The organism is Halomonas sp., from assembly GCF_031581305.1.
Classification (GTDB): Bacteria; Pseudomonadota; Gammaproteobacteria; order Pseudomonadales; family Halomonadaceae; genus Halomonas.
On sequence record NZ_JAVLBC010000058.1, the window covers coordinates 1 to 15,827 of the forward strand.

12 protein-coding genes are annotated in these 15,827 nt (G+C 66.8%); 1 reads left to right on the top strand and 11 read right to left on the bottom strand.

The features are described from left to right. From RI841_RS06815 to rho, 3 genes are all read right to left on the bottom strand, one after another. Window positions 1-497, bottom strand: a 497-nt coding sequence (locus RI841_RS06815; protein ID WP_310704830.1) for an FAD-binding oxidoreductase, incomplete at its 3' end; no start/stop codon positions are given. Continuing rightward, window positions 494-1,990, bottom strand: a complete 1,497-nt coding sequence (gene ubiD, locus RI841_RS06820) for a 4-hydroxy-3-polyprenylbenzoate decarboxylase (RefSeq protein WP_310704831.1) — start codon at window positions 1,988-1,990, stop codon at window positions 494-496. The genes ubiD and RI841_RS06815, both read right to left, overlap by 4 nt. 74 nt (window positions 1,991-2,064) lie before the next feature. Next, window positions 2,065-3,324 carry a transcription termination factor Rho gene (gene rho / locus RI841_RS06825; protein ID WP_310704833.1) on the bottom strand — a complete coding sequence of 420 codons (1,260 nt, stop codon included), beginning with the start codon at window positions 3,322-3,324 and terminating at the stop codon, window positions 2,065-2,067. 442 nt (window positions 3,325-3,766) lie between these two features. Here rho and ppx point away from each other — a divergent pair, with 442 nt between their 5' ends. Next, window positions 3,767-5,311 (top strand): exopolyphosphatase, encoded by a 1,545-nt coding sequence (gene ppx, locus RI841_RS06830; RefSeq protein WP_310704835.1) that lies wholly within the window; start codon window positions 3,767-3,769, stop codon window positions 5,309-5,311. Here ppx and tilS read toward each other — a convergent pair. From tilS to lpxD, 8 genes are all read right to left on the bottom strand, one after another. Further along, window positions 5,241-6,572, bottom strand: a complete 1,332-nt coding sequence (gene tilS / locus RI841_RS06835) for a tRNA lysidine(34) synthetase TilS (protein WP_310704836.1) — start codon at window positions 6,570-6,572, stop codon at window positions 5,241-5,243. The genes ppx and tilS overlap by 71 nt on opposite strands. A gap of 21 nt (window positions 6,573-6,593) precedes the next feature. After that, window positions 6,594-7,547 (bottom strand): acetyl-CoA carboxylase carboxyltransferase subunit alpha, encoded by a 954-nt coding sequence (locus RI841_RS06840; RefSeq protein WP_310704837.1) that lies wholly within the window; start codon window positions 7,545-7,547, stop codon window positions 6,594-6,596. A gap of 360 nt (window positions 7,548-7,907) precedes the next feature. After that, window positions 7,908-11,408, bottom strand: a complete 3,501-nt coding sequence (gene dnaE / locus RI841_RS06845) for a DNA polymerase III subunit alpha (RefSeq protein WP_310704839.1) — start codon at window positions 11,406-11,408, stop codon at window positions 7,908-7,910. A 243-nt stretch (window positions 11,409-11,651) separates the two neighbouring features. Further along, a complete protein-coding gene (gene rnhB / locus RI841_RS06850) occupies window positions 11,652-12,290 on the bottom strand; it encodes a ribonuclease HII (RefSeq protein WP_310704840.1) in 639 nt (212 codons plus the stop codon). Beyond that, window positions 12,287-13,483, bottom strand: coding sequence for a lipid-A-disaccharide synthase (gene lpxB / locus RI841_RS06855; protein WP_310704841.1), 1,197 nt, complete (start codon window positions 13,481-13,483; stop codon window positions 12,287-12,289). Before lpxB ends, rnhB begins: the two co-directional genes overlap by 4 nt. Window positions 13,484-13,496: 13 nt before the next feature. Beyond that, window positions 13,497-14,264: an acyl-ACP--UDP-N-acetylglucosamine O-acyltransferase gene (gene lpxA, locus RI841_RS06860; RefSeq protein WP_310704842.1), complete on the bottom strand. Its 768-nt coding sequence runs from the start codon at window positions 14,262-14,264 to the stop codon at window positions 13,497-13,499. Then, entirely contained in the window at window positions 14,261-14,704 is a 444-nt protein-coding gene (gene fabZ, locus RI841_RS06865) for a 3-hydroxyacyl-ACP dehydratase FabZ (RefSeq protein ID WP_310704843.1), read from the bottom strand. Before fabZ ends, lpxA begins: the two co-directional genes overlap by 4 nt. 106 nt (window positions 14,705-14,810) lie before the next feature. Next, the coding region (gene lpxD / locus RI841_RS06870) for a UDP-3-O-(3-hydroxymyristoyl)glucosamine N-acyltransferase (protein WP_310704845.1) at window positions 14,811-15,827 on the bottom strand (1,017 nt) is incomplete at its 5' end.

Sequence of the window (15,827 nt, forward strand, 5' to 3'; positions counted from 1 at the left end):
CGGATATTGGCATGCCCCTCAGCCCACTCCCGGGCCAGGCGCTCCAGATAGAGATCTCGACGCTCGCGCGCCGCCCACCAGAGGTCTATCTCGCGTTCGGGATCAGCGTGCAGCGCCGCCTCGACGATCGCCTTCATCTGGGCAAAGCCGGTCCCCGCGGCGATCAGCAGCAGCGGACGCGCACTGTCCGGGTCGAGGATGCAGTCGCCGCCGGGCAGCCGCAAGGTCAGCCGCTCGGCCACCTGCATCAGCTCCCGCAGTCGGGCGGAGTTCTCCCGCTCAGGCCAGTGCTGGATGTGAAGCTCGATCCCGCCATCGCCGGCATGGGCGTTGGCGATGGAGAACGGCACCCAGAGGCCTTCCTCCAGCTTCAGTTCCAGGTACTGGCCGGGATCATGGGCCACGGCCTCGGGCCGGCCCTCCAACTGGACGCGGAAGACATCCGGGGTGAGGTCCTCGACCTCGGTGACCAGGCAGGTCAGGGTCCTTGGCGTCATGAATGCCTCGTGTCGTTGTCAGGGGGAAGCGTGATGCCCAGGTCGTTCCAGCGGTCGCTGACGCGGGCCTTGACGGCCTCGTCCATGACGATGGGCGTGCCCCACTCGCGGTCGGTCTCGCCGGGCCACTTGCTGGTGGCGTCCAGGCCCATCTTGGAGCCGAGCCCGGCCACGGGGGAGGCGAAGTCCAGGTAGTCGATGGGGGTGTTCTCCACCATCACGGTATCCCGGGCGGGGTCCATGCGGGTGGTGATGGCCCAGATCACGTCCTTCCAGTCCCGGGCACAGACGTCGTCGTCGAGCACCACCACGAACTTGGTGTACATGAACTGGCGCAGGAAGCTCCACACCCCCATCATCACCCGCTTGGCGTGGCCAGGGTACTGCTTCTTCATGGTCACCACCGCCATGCGGTAGGAGCAGCCCTCCGGCGGCAGGTAGAAATCGACGATCTCGGGAAACTGGCGGCGCAGGATGGGCACGAACACCTCGTTGAGGGCGAGCCCCAGGATCGCTGGCTCGTCGGGCGGGCGACCGGTGTAGGTGGAGTGGTAGATGGCATTCTCGCGCATGGTCATGCGCGTCACCGTGAACACCGGAAACTGCTCGACCTCATTGTAGTAGCCGGTATGGTCGCCGTAGGGACCCTCCGGCGCCATGTCGTCGGGGTAGATGAAGCCCTCGAGGATGATCTCCGCCGATGCCGGCACCTGGAGGTCAGCATGGCCGCAGCTGACCAGCTCGGTGCGCGACCCGCGCAGCAGCCCGGCGAAGGCGTACTCGGACAGGCTGTCGGGCACCGGCGTCACCGCCCCCAGGATGGTGGCCGGGTCGGCCCCCAGCGCCACCGCCACCGGGAAGGGCTCGCCGGGGTGGACCTGCTGAAACTCCTGGAAATCCAGGGCGCCGCCGCGATGGGAGAGCCAACGCATGATCAGGCGGTTCCTGCCGAGCTTCTGCTGGCGATAGATCCCCAGGTTCTGGCGGGTCTTGTGGGGCCCCCGGGTGATCACCAGGGGCCAGGTGACCAGCGGCGCGGCGTCGCCGGGCCAGCAGTGCTGGATTGGCAGGCGGTCGAGGTCGACCTCGTCGTCCTCATAGGCAAGCGCCTGCACCGGCGCCGAGCGCACCGTCTTGGGCCCCATGCTCATCACCTGCTTGAAGATCGGCAGTTTGCTCCAGGCATCGCGGAACCCCTTGGGCGGCTCCGGCTCCTTGAGGAAGGCCAGCAGCTCGCCCACCTCACGCAGCGCGGCGACCGAGTCCTGCCCCATGCCCATGGCCACCCGCTTCGGTGTGCCGAACAGGTTGCCGAGCAGCGGCATGGTGTGGCCCTTGACGTTCTCGAACAGCAGCGCAGGTCCCCCGGCACGCAGGGTTCGGTCGCAGATCTCGGTGATCTCGAGATAGGGGTCGACCTCGGCGGTAATGCGCTTGAGCTCGCCCTGGGCCTCGAGCATCGCGATGAACTCGCGCAGGTCCTTGTACTTCATTCGGATTTCCCGGTTCCCGTACGACGAAAGGGGCAGCATAGCATGCCGCCCCTTCGCAGACTGCCCGATGCCGATCAGCGGCGCTTCATGGCCTCGAAGAACTCGAGGTTAGTCTTGGTATCCTTCAGGCGGTCGATCAGGAACTCGGTGGCCGCGGTATCTTCCATGGGGTTGAGCAGCTTGCGCAGGATCCACATGCGCTGCATCTCCTCCTCGGAGGCGAGCAGGTCCTCGCGGCGGGTCCCACTGCGACGGATATTGATCGCCGGATAGACGCGCCTCTCGGCGAGCTTGCGATCAAGGTGCGCCTCCATGTTGCCGGTCCCCTTGAACTCCTCGAAGATCACCTCGTCCATCTTCGAGCCGGTGTCGACCAGCGCCGTGGCGATGATGGTCAGGCTGCCGCCCTCCTCGATGTTGCGCGCCGCGCCGAAGAAACGCTTGGGCTTCTCCAGCGCATGGGCATCGACGCCACCGGTGAGCACCTTGCCGGAACTCGGTACCACAGTGTTGTAGGCGCGCGCCAGACGGGTGATGGAGTCGAGCAGGATCACCACGTCCTTCTTGTGCTCCACCAGACGCTTGGCCTTCTCGATGACCATTTCGGCGACCTGGACGTGGCGGGCGGGCGGCTCATCGAAGGTGGAGGCCACCACCTCACCACGCACGGTGCGCGACATCTCGGTCACTTCTTCCGGGCGCTCGTCGATCAGCAACACGATCAAGTGGCACTCGGGATTGTTGCGGGTGATGGAGGTGGCGATGTTCTGCAGCATCAGGGTCTTGCCTGCCTTGGGCGGAGAGACCAGCAGGCCACGCTGGCCCTTGCCGATGGGCGCCACCAGGTCGATGATCCGTGCCGTGAGATCCTCGGTGGAGCCATTGCCGATCTCCGTGCGCAACCGCTCATCGGGGAACAGCGGCGTGAGGTTCTCGAAGAGGATCTTGTGTTTCGCATTCTCCGGCTTATCGAAGTTGATCTCGCTGACCTTGAGCAGCGCGAAGTAACGCTCCCCTTCCTTCGGGGGGCGAATCTTGCCGGAAATGGAATCACCCTTGCGCAGGTTGAAGCGTCGGATCTGGGAGGGCGAGACATAGATGTCGTCAGGGCCGGCCAGGTAGGAGCTGTCGGCACTGCGCAGGAAACCGAAGCCATCCTGCAGGATCTCCAGCACGCCATCGCCGAAGATCGGCTCGCCGCTCTTGGCATGCTTCTTGAGGATGGCGAAGATGATGTCCTGCTTGCGGGAGCGTGCCAGGTTGTCGATGCCCATCTCGCGGGCAATGTCCAGAAGCTCCGGCACTGGCTTTTGCTTGAGTTCGGTAAGATTCATCGGTGTGTTCAGAATTCGCTCGTGGAAGCCGGGCGGCAGTGCGCCGTGAGGAAAGACAGGAGGCGAGACGATGACGCCCTGTGGATGCGTTCAGAGCCCGGACAGGCTACCTCTCGTCATGCTGCATCGTATGGCCAAGGGCGGGCGACCGCACTGAAGGGTTGCCGGGCCGATATCGGAAGCGAGGAAGCAGGTTCGTTTTCGCCTGACCTGCGGGTCCGGGCCAGGCGGCCGGGATCGCGGGCTGAAGCAGTGGGCTGTCTGACGACTTGGAAACTGACCGTGACGGGATCGCCGTCAGACGGTCGGGAAGCATTCGGAACAGGCGAACGACTCGATACTAGTCAAGGCGGAAGGCGAACGCAAGCCCTGAGGCCCGCGACAATTGACACGACCATGAGCGCCCCGCACCCTTGCCCCTGACCGATCCGAAGGAACTGCCATGACCTCGCCACAGGACCCGGCGCCCTCTACTGTCGCCCCACTTCCGGCTTCCGTGGCCGGTGACCCTACACGCCTCGCCGCCATCGACCTCGGCTCCAACAGCTTCCACCTGCTGGTCGCCAACTATCAGGACGACCGCCTGCAAGTGGTGGCCCGTCTCGGCGAGAAGGTCCAGCTGGCCGACGGTCTCGACGAGGACGGCCGGCTCGGCGAGGCGGCCATGCAGCGTGCGCTGGATTGTTTGACGCGCTTCGCCCCCTTCCTCGAGGACATCACCCCGGGCCACCTGCGGGTGGTAGGCACCAACGCACTGCGCGACGCGACCAACAGCCAGGCGCTGATCGAGCGCGCCGAGGCGCTCCTCGGCCACCGCATCGAGATCATCGCCGGCCGCGAGGAGGCTCGCCTGATCTACCTGGGCGCGGCCCACGCCCTGGCCGAGGACGGCCGCCGACTGATTGTCGACATCGGCGGCGGTTCCACGGAGTTCATCATCGGCGAGCGCTTCGAGCCCCTGGCACTGGAGAGCCTGCGCATGGGCTGCGTGACCTTCACCCGCCGCTTCTTCGAGGGAGGCGAGGTCAGCGAGAAGCGCATGCGCAAGGCGGAGCTCGCCGCCCTCTCGGAACTGGCCAATATCCAGCGCCCCTACCAGCGTTTGGGCTGGGCCGACCCGGTGGGGTCCAGCGGCACCATCAAGGCGGCGGCCGCGGTGATCGCGGCCGCCGGGGATGCCCCCGAGGGAGTGATCACCCGCACGGGCCTGGCCGCCATGCGCAAGCGCCTGATCAAGTGCCGCAAGCTCGACAAGGTGGCCATGGAAGGCCTCAAGGCCGACCGCTCACGCGTCTTTCCGGCCGGGGTGGCGATCCTCGGCGCGATCTTCGAGGCCTTCGACCTGCAGCAGATGCGCTATGCCGACGGCGCCCTGCGCGAGGGAGTGCTCTACGACATGGTGGGACGCAACAGTCCCGAGGACTCGCGCCTCAAGACCCTCGACAACCTGGCCCGTAACTACCAGGTGGACGGCCGACAGGCCGACAACGTGGCGGCGACCGCTGGCGCTCTGCTCGACCAGGTCCGCGGGGCCTGGGAGCTCGACGATGACCAGGCTCGCTTCCTCGACTGGGCCAGCCGCCTGCACGAGATAGGCCTGGCTATCTCCCACAGCCAGTTCCATCGCCACGGCGCCTACCTGCTGGAGTACTCCGACCTGGCCGGCTTCTCACGCCCGGAACAGCGACTGCTGGCCTTCCTGGTGCGCGCCCACCGCCGCAAGTTCCCGATCAAGGAGTGGCAGGCCCTGCCCGAGTCGGAACGCCGGCCCCACGCCCGGCTGGCGCGACTGCTGCGCCTGGCCGTGATCCTCAACCACTCCCGGCCCGAACAGCCCCCCGCGGTACCACGGCTCGAGGCCGAGGGCGAGAGGCTGACGCTGACCCTGACCGGCGACGACACCCCGGCCCTTCTGCTCAACGACCTGGAGCAGGAGGCGGCCTACCAGCAGGCCGCGGACTTCTCCCTGGTGCTGCACCGCGGCTGATCCAGCCCTCGGCAAGCACCAACCACGCCTCATTTAACGGGTCGAGTATCGCCACCGGTGTTTCCCCCTCCCAGATCACCAGCAACCGCCCGCGCTCCCAGGGCGGCACGCCGAGTTCCTGGAGCAGGCGCTTGAGGTCGCGTCGGCCACGGCCAGGCAGCCGCAGTCGCTCGCCTCCCCGCCGCGGCCTCACCTGCAGGCGGACCGGGGCACCATCGGCCCGGCCCAGCGAGGCTCGCACTTCGCCGAGCGGGGTCACCAACGGCGAATGGCCATCCCACTCGGCCTGCCAGCCGGGGGGCAGCGGTTCCGGGGGCGCAAGCAGGTGGAGTCGCCCTCGCCAGACCCTGGCCTCGGCACCGGGCCAGGCGACCCGCACCTCGGCACCCGCCTTGGCATCGAGCTGATCCAGCAGCGTCTCAAGCCGCCGCGACGGTGGCGTCGGCAGCCCCTGGTGGTGGCAGCCATGACGGATCAGCAGCCGGCGGCGAGGGCCGGAGAGAGCCAGAAGACCCGACACCGGTAAACATGTCGCATCGCCGCCCAGGCCCTCGAGGTCCAGCCCGGCCAGCTCGTCAAGCAGGAGGTCGGCTTGACCGGCCAGTGCCGCGCTGCGTGAAAGGGCGTCGCCGGCATGAGGCCAACGGGACGCCAGCAGGGGCAGTACGGCGTGACGCAGGAAGTTACGGTCGAGTGTCTCTTCATCGTTGGAGGGATCCTCTACCCAGGCCAGGCCACGCTGCACCGCCTCAGCCTCGAGAGTCGACCGCGCGATAGCCAACAGCGGCCGCTCGAGCCGCCGGCCACGCCAAGCGCGGTCCTTGGCCATTCCGGCCAGGCCACGCACTCCGCTGCCGCGCAGAGCAGCCAGCAGGAAGGTCTCGGCCTGGTCATTCAGGTGCTGGGCCAGCCACAGGGTTTCCCCCGGCGCCACTCGCCGCGCGAAGACAGAGTAGCGCGCCTCCCGCGCTGCCCCTTCGTGCCCTTTTCCGGCGGCCAGGTCGACGGCAACCCGCTCGACATGGAGCGGCACGCCGAGACGCGAACAGAGCCGCCGGCAGTGGCGCTCGAAGTCGTCAGCGGCGGGTTGCAAGCCATGATGAACATGCAGGGCCCGCAGGGGGCGGGGGTAACGATGAGCGGCCGCAGCCGCCAGGGTCAGCAGCAGTGAGGAATCCAGCCCCCCGGAGAGGGCCACCCAGACACTGCGCCCCGGCGGTGTCTCTGCCAGGGCATGATCGATCATACGTTGAAGGGACATGGCCGCGTGCAGAACATCCCCTTAGAGAGGTGCCCCGTAACTCATCAGACGCTCATAGCGCCGCTCAAGCATCTGATCCGTATTCATCGCTTCAAGCCGGTCGAGACTTGCCAATAGCGATGACTTGACGCGCTCGGCGGTGGTCACCGGATGGCGATGGGCGCCACCCAGAGGCTCCGGGATCAGAGTATCGACCAGTCCCAGCTCCTTGAGGCGTTCAGCGGTAATCCCCATGGCCTGAGCAGCGTCGGAAGCCTTCTCGGCGCTCTTCCACAGGATGGATGCGCAGCCCTCGGGGGAGATCACCGAATACGTCGAGTATTGCAGCATGGCCAGCTCGTCGCAGACGCCGATGGCCAGCGCCCCGCCGGAGCCGCCCTCGCCGACCACGGAGGCGACGATGGGGGTGCGCAGGCGCGACATCACGGCCAAATTGTAGGCAATGGCCTCGGATTGACCGCGCTCTTCGGCGTCGATACCAGGGTACGCCCCCGGCGTGTCGATAAAGGTCAGCACCGGCATGCGGAAGCGCTCGGCCATCTCCATCAGACGGCACGCCTTGCGGTAACCCTCGGGGCGCGGCATGCCGAAGTTGCGGCGTACTTTCTCGTGGACGTCGCGGCCCTTCTGATGGCCGATCACCATCACCGATCGGTCATCCAGGCGCGCCACGCCGCCGACGATGGCGGCATCGTCGGCGAACTTGCGATCGCCGTGGAGCTCATCAAAATCGCTGAAGACATGCGCCAGGTAGTCCAGGGTGTAGGGGCGCTGGGGATGGCGCGAGAGCTGCGAGACCTGCCAGGGGCTGAGATCCTTGAAGATCGCCTCGGTAAGCTTGCGGCTCTTTTCCTCGAGTCGGCCGATCTCATCGCTGAGGTTGACCTGGCTGTCGTTACCGACCAGCCGCAGCTCTTCGATCTTGGCCTGGAGCTCGGCGATGGGCTGTTCGAAATCGAGATAGTTGGGATTCATTGGCCGGATGCCTTGTCGTGTTTCACCGCCCTGCCCGTCGAGGCCAGGCGCGGCGCGAAAAATGAAGTGGCTGGCATTATCGCACCCTCAACGTGCCACGCAAGGCAGAGCACGCCAGGAGGCCAGGGGCGCCGGGGACAGGCTTGGAGGGGGCCTACGCCAGGGGTGAGGAGCATTGCTCCAAACGGGCTGGCCATGGATGGCCAGCACCGGTCCTGCAAGCGTAGCAGGACGCGAGAGCGAAGCAGGGCGTCAGCGCCCACAGCGCCCCCGATCTGGTCCGGCACCCCCGGGGCCTGTCGCCGGGTAAGCCCCGACTCGCGCCAAGCAGGACAACGAGGGGCAAGCCTTGGCCCATGCTCAACGGTACTTCAGCCGCACGCCATCCTGGCCCTGCACTTCGCGCAGGCCGGTGAGCAGCTCGTCACTGGGCGTGACGCGCCACTCCTCGGCGAGTTCCAGCCAACCCGACGCCTCGGCATTGCGGTAGCGCAGTCGCACCGGCAGGCCCTCTCCGTCGCAGAAGGGCGCGAGACTCGCGCGCAGGCTGTCTACCAGCCGCCCGTTCAGGCGCGCGGCATCGAGAGAGAGCTCCACCGCCTGACCGAAGCGGCTGCGCGCCTCGACCATCGGCGTGACCTCCTTGCCGCGCAGGCGCAGGCCGCCGGAGTAGTCGTCATGGGATACCTCGCCCTCGACGATCATCACCTGGTCGGTCTCGAGACGGCCACGGAGTTGGTCGAAGAGCTCGCCGAACAGGGAGGCCTCGATACGCCCGGTGCGATCGTCCAGGGTGATGAAGGCCATGGTATCGCCACGCTTGGACTTCATGGTCCGCACGCCGACCACCAGGCCCGCCACCCGCTGGGGCTCGCGGGAGGGCTTCAGGTCGCTGATGCGGGTGGAGACGAAGCGCTCCAGCTCCTGCTCGTACTCGTCGATGGGATGACCGGTGAGATAGAGCCCCAGGGTGTCCTTCTCGCCGGCGAGGCGCTCCTTGTCGCTCCACTCTCGGGCCTGGCGATAGCTGGCATAGGCATCGGTGGATGACTCGTCGACGAAGGCCTCGCCGAACATGTCCATCATCCCCAGATTCTGGTTGGTCTGGTTCTGAGCGGCGGCGCGGATCGCATCGTCCAGGGCAGCACTGAGTACCGCGCGAGTCGGCCCCAGAGTATCCAGGGCACCGGAGCGGATCAGCGCTTCCAGGGTGCGCTTGTTCATGCGCCTGGGATCGACCCGGCGGCAGAAGTCGAAAAGGTCCTCGAAGGGGCCGTTGGCCTCGCGGGCCTCGACGATGGCGCCGATCGGGCCTTCGCCGACCCCGCGGATCGCCCCCAGGCCATAGACGACCCGTGCCTGGTCGTCGACGGTGAACTTGTAGCCGCCGACATTGACGTCGGGCGGGGTCACCGTGAGCGAGAGGTGACGGCACTCCTCGATCAGCGGCACCACCTTGTCGAGGTTGTCCATCTCGGTAGACATCACCGCCGCCATGAAGGGGCCGGGATAGTGGGCCTTCAACCAGGCGGTCTGATACGACACCAGCGCATAGGCCGCCGAGTGGGACTTGTTGAAGCCGTAGCCGGCGAACTTCTCCACCAGGTCGAAGATATTGCCGGCGAGGTCCTTGTCGATGCCGTTGGCCGCACAGCCCTCCATGAAGCCGGCGCGCTGCTTGGCCATCTCCTCGGGCTTCTTCTTGCCCATGGCGCGGCGCAGCATATCGGCCTGGCCCAGCGAGTAGCCCGCCATCACCTGGGCGATCTGCATCACCTGCTCCTGATAGAGGATGATGCCGTAGGTGGGCCCGAGTACCGGCTCGAGCAGCTCGTGCTGATAGTCCGGATGCGGATAGGAGATCTCCGCCCGGCCATGCTTGCGGTTGATGAAGTCGTCGACCATGCCCGACTGCAGGGGCCCCGGGCGAAACAGCGCCACCAGGGCGATCATGTCCTCCAGCGAATCCGGCAGCAGGCGCTTGATCAACTCCTTCATGCCGCGGGACTCGAGCTGGAAGACCGCCGTGGTCTCGGCCTTCTTGAGCATCTCGAAGGTGGGTACGTCATCCAGCGGAATGGTGTCGATGTCCAGTGGCCCCTGGTCCTCCGTGGCGCGCACCTTGTCGACCATCTCCAGCGCCCAGTCGATGATGGTCAGGGTACGCAGGCCAAGGAAATCGAACTTGACCAGCCCCGCCTCCTCGATGTCGTTCTTGTCGAACTGCACCATCAGGCCACTGCCGTCCTCGTCGCAGAGCAGCGGCGAAAAATCGGTGAGCTTGGTCGGCGCGATCACCACACCGCCGGCGTGCTTGCCGGTGCCACGGGTGATGCCCTCGAGCTTGAGCGCCATCTCCCAGATCTCGGCGGCCTCCTCGTCGGCCTCAAGAAACTCCCTGAGCGCCGGCTCGGCCTCGATGGCCTTGGCCAGCGTCATGCCCACCTCAAAGGGAATCAGCTTCGACAGCTTGTCACCCAGCGAGTAGGGCTTCCCCTGGGCACGCGCCACGTCGCGCACCACCGCCTTGGCCGCCATGGTGCCGAAGGTCACGATCTGGGATACCGCGTCGCGGCCGTAGCGGTCGGCGACGTAGTCGATGACCCGGTCGCGTTTCTCCATGCAGAAGTCGACGTCGAAGTCGGGCATCGAGACCCGCTCGGGGTTGAGGAAGCGCTCGAACAGCAGGTCGTAGCCAATGGGATCGAGGTCGGTGATCTTCTGGGCGTAAGCCACCAGCGATCCGGCGCCTGAGCCGCGGCCCGGCCCCACCGGGACGTCGTTATCCTTGGCCCATTGGATGAAGTCCATCACGATCAGGAAGTAGCCGGGGAAGCCCATCTGGATGATGATGTCGAGCTCGAAGTCGAGCCGCTTGCGGTAGCGGGCATCGATCTCGGCAAACTCCGCTGCGTCGCGCGAATATCGGTCGGCCGGAAAGAGGACGTTCAGGCGCTCGGTAAGGCCGTCGTGAGAGATCTTGCGGAAGTACTCGTCCTGGGTCATGCCCTCGGGAATCTCGAACTCCGGCAGGAAGATCTCGCCCAGGCGTACGTCAACGTTGCAGCGCGCGGCGATCATCACGCTGTTTTCCAGCGCCTCGGGGATGTCGGCGAACAGCTCCGCCATCTCCGTAGGGCTCTTGAGGTACTGCTCCTCGGTATAGCGCCGTTCACGACGCTTGTCGTCGAGCGCCTTGCCCTCTCCGATGGCCACCCGGGTCTCGTGGGCCCAAAAATCGTCGCGTGCCAGGAAGCGCACATCGTTGGTGGCCACCACCGGAGTGCCGGTCTCGACGGCCAGGTCCACCGAGAGGTGCACGCACTCTTCCTCCAGCGGACGGCCGGTACGGGTCAACTCCAGATAGAAGCGTCCCGGAAAGGCGGCGTTCCACGACTCGAGCAGGGCACGGGCTTCGTCGTGATGGTCGCTTAACAGATGGCGGCCAACCTCCCCTTCCCGACCACCGGACAGGGCGATCAGCCCCGCGTTCTGCTCGAGCACCCAAGCCTTGTCCAGCAGCGCCTGGCCCTGGCGCTGGCCATGCAGCCAGCCCCGCGAGATCAGCTCGGTGAGATTGCGGTAGCCGGTCTCGTCCATGGCCAGCAATGTGAGGCGATAGGGATGCCCCTCGTCATGGGGGTTGGCCAGCCAGAGGTCGCTGCCGATGATCGGCTTGAGTCCCGCCCCCTGGGCACCCTTGTAGAACTTGACCAGCCCGAACAGGTTGGCCTCGTCGGTCAGCGTCAGAGCCGGGAGGCCCTGGTCCACGGCGGCCTGGACCAGCGGCTTGAGACGCACCAGGCCGTCGACCAGTGAGAACTCGCTGTGAACGCGAAGATGAACGAAGGGCGTGGTCATAAGGGGCTCAAGACTTGATGGTGAATAGTCAGTACGGAAGCACTCCGTGACTCCCGATGCAGTAAACTCGAGGCTATCCCGGCAATATCGCTCGGGGCTGATCCGGCGACAGGCCCCGAAGTGTCGGACCATCGAGGAGGCGCTGTTAATACCTCCTTGTACGCTACCGATTCCTTCCCTGGAATCGGACCTCCCCTTCGGCCTATCCCCGGCGCCCCTCGCTATCAGGGACGACTCGCAGGCCTAGAACAGCGCCAGCTGGCGCTTTACCGGGCCGAAGGAGCGACGGTGCTCCGGCAGCGGCCCCAGGCGCTCCAGGGCGGCCAGGTGCTCGCGGGTGGGATAGCCCTTGTGGCGGGCGAAGCCGTAGTCGGGATGCCGGGCATCGAGGGCCACCATGCCCGCGTCACGGGCGACCTTGGCCAGTATCGAGGCGGCGGCGATGGCCGGATGGCGGGCATCGCCCTTGATCACCGCCTGGCCGGGAACATGATGCCCGGGCAGCCGGTTGCCGTCCACCAGCAGGTACTCGGCCGAGGGCACCAGGGCATCGATGGCACGGCGCATGGCGAGGTGCGTGGCATGGTAGATGTTGAGCGCGTCCACCTCGGCGGCCGACGCCTCGGCCACGGCACAGGCCAGCGCCCGTTCGCGGATCTCGAGCGCCAGGGCCTCGCGACGCTGAGCCGTGAGCACCTTGGAGTCGGCAAGGCCCGCGATGGGCCGCCCCGCGTCAAGGATCACCGCAGCGGCGACCACCGGGCCGACCAGGGGCCCGCGACCCACTTCGTCGACCCCGGCCAGACGGTCACCGGCATAACTGATCACCAGGGGGGGCAGCTCGCAGGCCTCTTTCCCTCTCGTGCGCACCTGGACCGTCATGGTGCCACTTCCTCGGCCAGCTCCGGGGCCACGCTTGCCGGCAGCGGCTGCCCCGCCACCAGCGCCTCGATAGCATCACAGGCACGCCGGCTAGCGTCGCGCTGCAACCCCGCATGCATGGCGGCGAAGCGGGTCTCCAGGGCCGCCCGCTCCGCGGGATCGTCGAGCATCTCCCCCATGTGCTCGGCGATCGCCTCGGGGGTGGCCGCGTCCTGAATCAGCTCCGGCACCAAGGCCTCGCGGGCGATCAGGTTGGGCAGCGAGATCCACTCAGTCTTCACCAGTCGCTTCGCCAGCCAGTGGGTCATGGGTGCCATCCTATAGGCGACCAGCATCGCACGGTGACAGAGCATCGCTTCCAGGGCCGCGGTGCCCGAGGCGAGCAGCACCGCATCGCTTGCCACCATGGCCTCGCGGGCCTGGCCGTCGAGCAGGATCAGGCGCTCGGCCAGGGCGGGATGCTCGCCCATCAGCACCTCCAGTTCGGTGCGCAGTGCCGGCGTCGCCGCCGGGATCACTACCCGCAACTCGGGACGCAATGCGCACAGCCGCTCGACGGCGGCGAGGAAGGTCTCACCCAGGAAACGGATCTCGCTGGCCCGGGAACCGGGCAGCACGGCCAGCACCCGCTCCTCGGCAGGCAGGCCCAGCTCGGCTCGTGCGGCCGCCCGATCGTTGTCGAGGGGCAGCTCATCGGCGAGAGGGTGACCGACAAACGCCACGGGTACCCGGTGATGGCGGTAAAACGCCGCCTCGAAGGGCAGGAAGGTGAACATGGCATCGACGGAGCGGGCGATCCCCTTGACCCGACCCTGGCGCCAGGCCCAGACGGAGGGGCTGACGTAGTGGGCGGTGGTCAACCCCGCCTCGCGCAGCTGGCGCTCCAGCCCCAGGTTGAAGTCCGGGGCATCGATGCCGACCATGATGTCGGGCTGCCAGGCCAGCGCGTCACGCTTCAGCTCGCGACGTACCCGAACCAGGCCGGGCAGGTGCCGAAGCACCTCGACCAGGCCCATCACCGAGAGGGTCTCCAGTGGGAGACGACTGTCGAAGCCCTCGGCGATCATGCGCGGACCGCCGATGCCGCGGAACTCGACCCGCGGATGGCGTGCCTTCAGCGCACGCATCAAGCCGGCACCCAGGGTATCGCCCGAGAGCTCGCCCGCGACCAGGTAGACGCGACGGACCGTCATGACGCCACCATGCTCAGCGGGTGATGCCGCGGGTCGAGACCTCGATGGAGGCGGCGAAGGCCTCGGTCTCGGGCAGCGCGAAACGCTCCCGGATCTGGACCAAGGCCTGCTCGGTAGTCAGCCCCTGGCGGTAGACCAGCTTATAGGCCTCGCTCAACGCACGGATGGCTTCCCGGGAGAAGCCGCGGCGCTTGAGCCCGACCAGGTTGAGGCCGTGGACCTGGGCCGGGTTGCCGTTGATCATCACGTAGGCGGGGGTGTCCTTGGTGATGATCGAGCCACCACCGGCCATGGCATGGTCGCCAAAGTGGCAGAACTGGTGGATGGCCGAGAGCCCACCGAGGATGACGAAGTCGCCCAGATGCACATGGCCAGCGAGGGTCACCTGGTTGGCCAGGATGCAGTCGTTGCCGATCACGCAATCATGGCCGACATGCACGTAGGCCATGAAGAGGTTGCGTGAGCCGATGGTGGTCTCGCCGCGATCCTGGGCGGTGCCGCGGTGCAGGGTAGCCCCCTCGCGGATGACGTTGTCGTCGCCCATCACCAGGCGCGTCGGCTCCCCGGCGTACTTCTTGTCCTGGCAATCCTCGCCCACCGAGGCGAACTGGAAGATGCGGGTACGCGCGCCCAGTACGGTGGGCCCCTTGAGCACGACATGGGGGCCGATGCGGCTGCCGGGCCCGATCTCGACTTCGGGCCCGATCACCGTGAAAGGCCCGACCTCGACATCGTCAGCCAGGCGCGCCGCGGGATCGATGAGGGCGGTGGGGTGTATCAAGCGACCTTCCTCTCGGCGCAGGTGATATCGGCCTCGCAGACCAGCTCGTCGTCCACCGTGGCACGGCAGGCGAACTTCCAGATGCCGCGCTTGGTGCGCTCGACCCGAGCTTCCAGCACAAGTTGGTCGCCGGGCATCACCGGGCGCTTGAAGCGAACGTTGTCGCTGGCCACCAAGTAGTAGACATAGCCGTCGGCGGGCAGCTTGTTGACGGTCTTGAAGCCGAGGATGCCGCAGGCCTGGGCCAGCGCCTCGATCACCAGCACCCCGGGCATGATCGGATGATGCGGAAAGTGGCCGTTGAAGAAGGGCTCATTGATGCTGACATTCTTGTAGGCAACGATGGCTTCGCCCAGGGTGATCTCCGTCACCCGATCCACCAGCAGAAAGGGATAGCGGTGGGGCAGATACTCACGAATCTCGTTGATGTCCATTACCATCGTAGCGACCTCTGAAATGACAAGATGCCCTTCCCGCGGAGGGGCATGGCCGGCAGCCGGGGCCAGCGGAAACAGGCGGTGGATTATACCGCCCTGCGACACGGCCTCAACCGCTGCGGCCGGCCTTCTCGAGTCGCGCCAGGCGCCTGGCGATGTCGTCGAGCTGCTTGAAGCGCACCGCGTTGCGGCGCCACTGAGCATTGTCCATGGCGCCGGTTCCCGACGAGTAGATGCCGGGCTCGAGGATCGAGTTGGTCACCAGGCTCATGCCGGTAACCTGCACCCCGTCGGCGATAGTCAGGTGGCCGGAGAGGCCCACGCCGCCTCCCAGCATGCAGTGGCGGCCCACCCGGGTGGAGCCGGCAATTCCCACGCAGCCGGCCAGGGCACTGTGATCGCCGATCTGTACGTTGTGGGCGATCTGTACCTGGCTGTCGATCTTGACATCGTCGCCGATCAGAGTATCGCCGAGTGCCCCGCGATCAATGCTCGAGCAGCTGCCCACTTCGACATCGTCACCCAGTACCACCCCACCCAGTTGGGCGATCTTGTGCCAGCGCGCCCCGTCATGGGCGAAACCGAAGCCGTCACCGCCGATCACGCAGCCGCTGTGCAGGATGGCCCTGGACCCGATCATTACGCCATGGCAGACGGTGACATTGGCATGCAGGCGCGACCCGGGGCCGATGCGCGAATCGGCCCCCACCACACAGCCCGGGCCGATGACCACCTCGTCCCCCAGCTCGACCCCCGACTCGATCACCGCCTGGGGCCCGATGGCGACCTCCATGCCCAGGCGGACGTCGTCGGCGATCACCGCCGTGGGATGGATCCCGGCCGGAGTGCGGCCGGCCAGGGGATCGAAGAGCCGTGACAGCTCGGCGTAGCCGAGGTAGGGATTGTCCATCTCCAGGCGCGCCACCGGGCAGCTCTCTGCATGGCCGGGCGGTAGCAGTACCGCCGCTGCCCGGGTTCCCGGCAGGTCCTTGAGGTAGGCGCGGTTGGCGAGGAAGGCCACCTGGTCCGGCTCGGCATCCCGGAGCGTGGCCAGGCCACACACCCGCCGTCCGCCGTCACCCTCCAGGTGGGCTCCCAGGCGCTCGGCGATCTCGGCCAGTGTGAG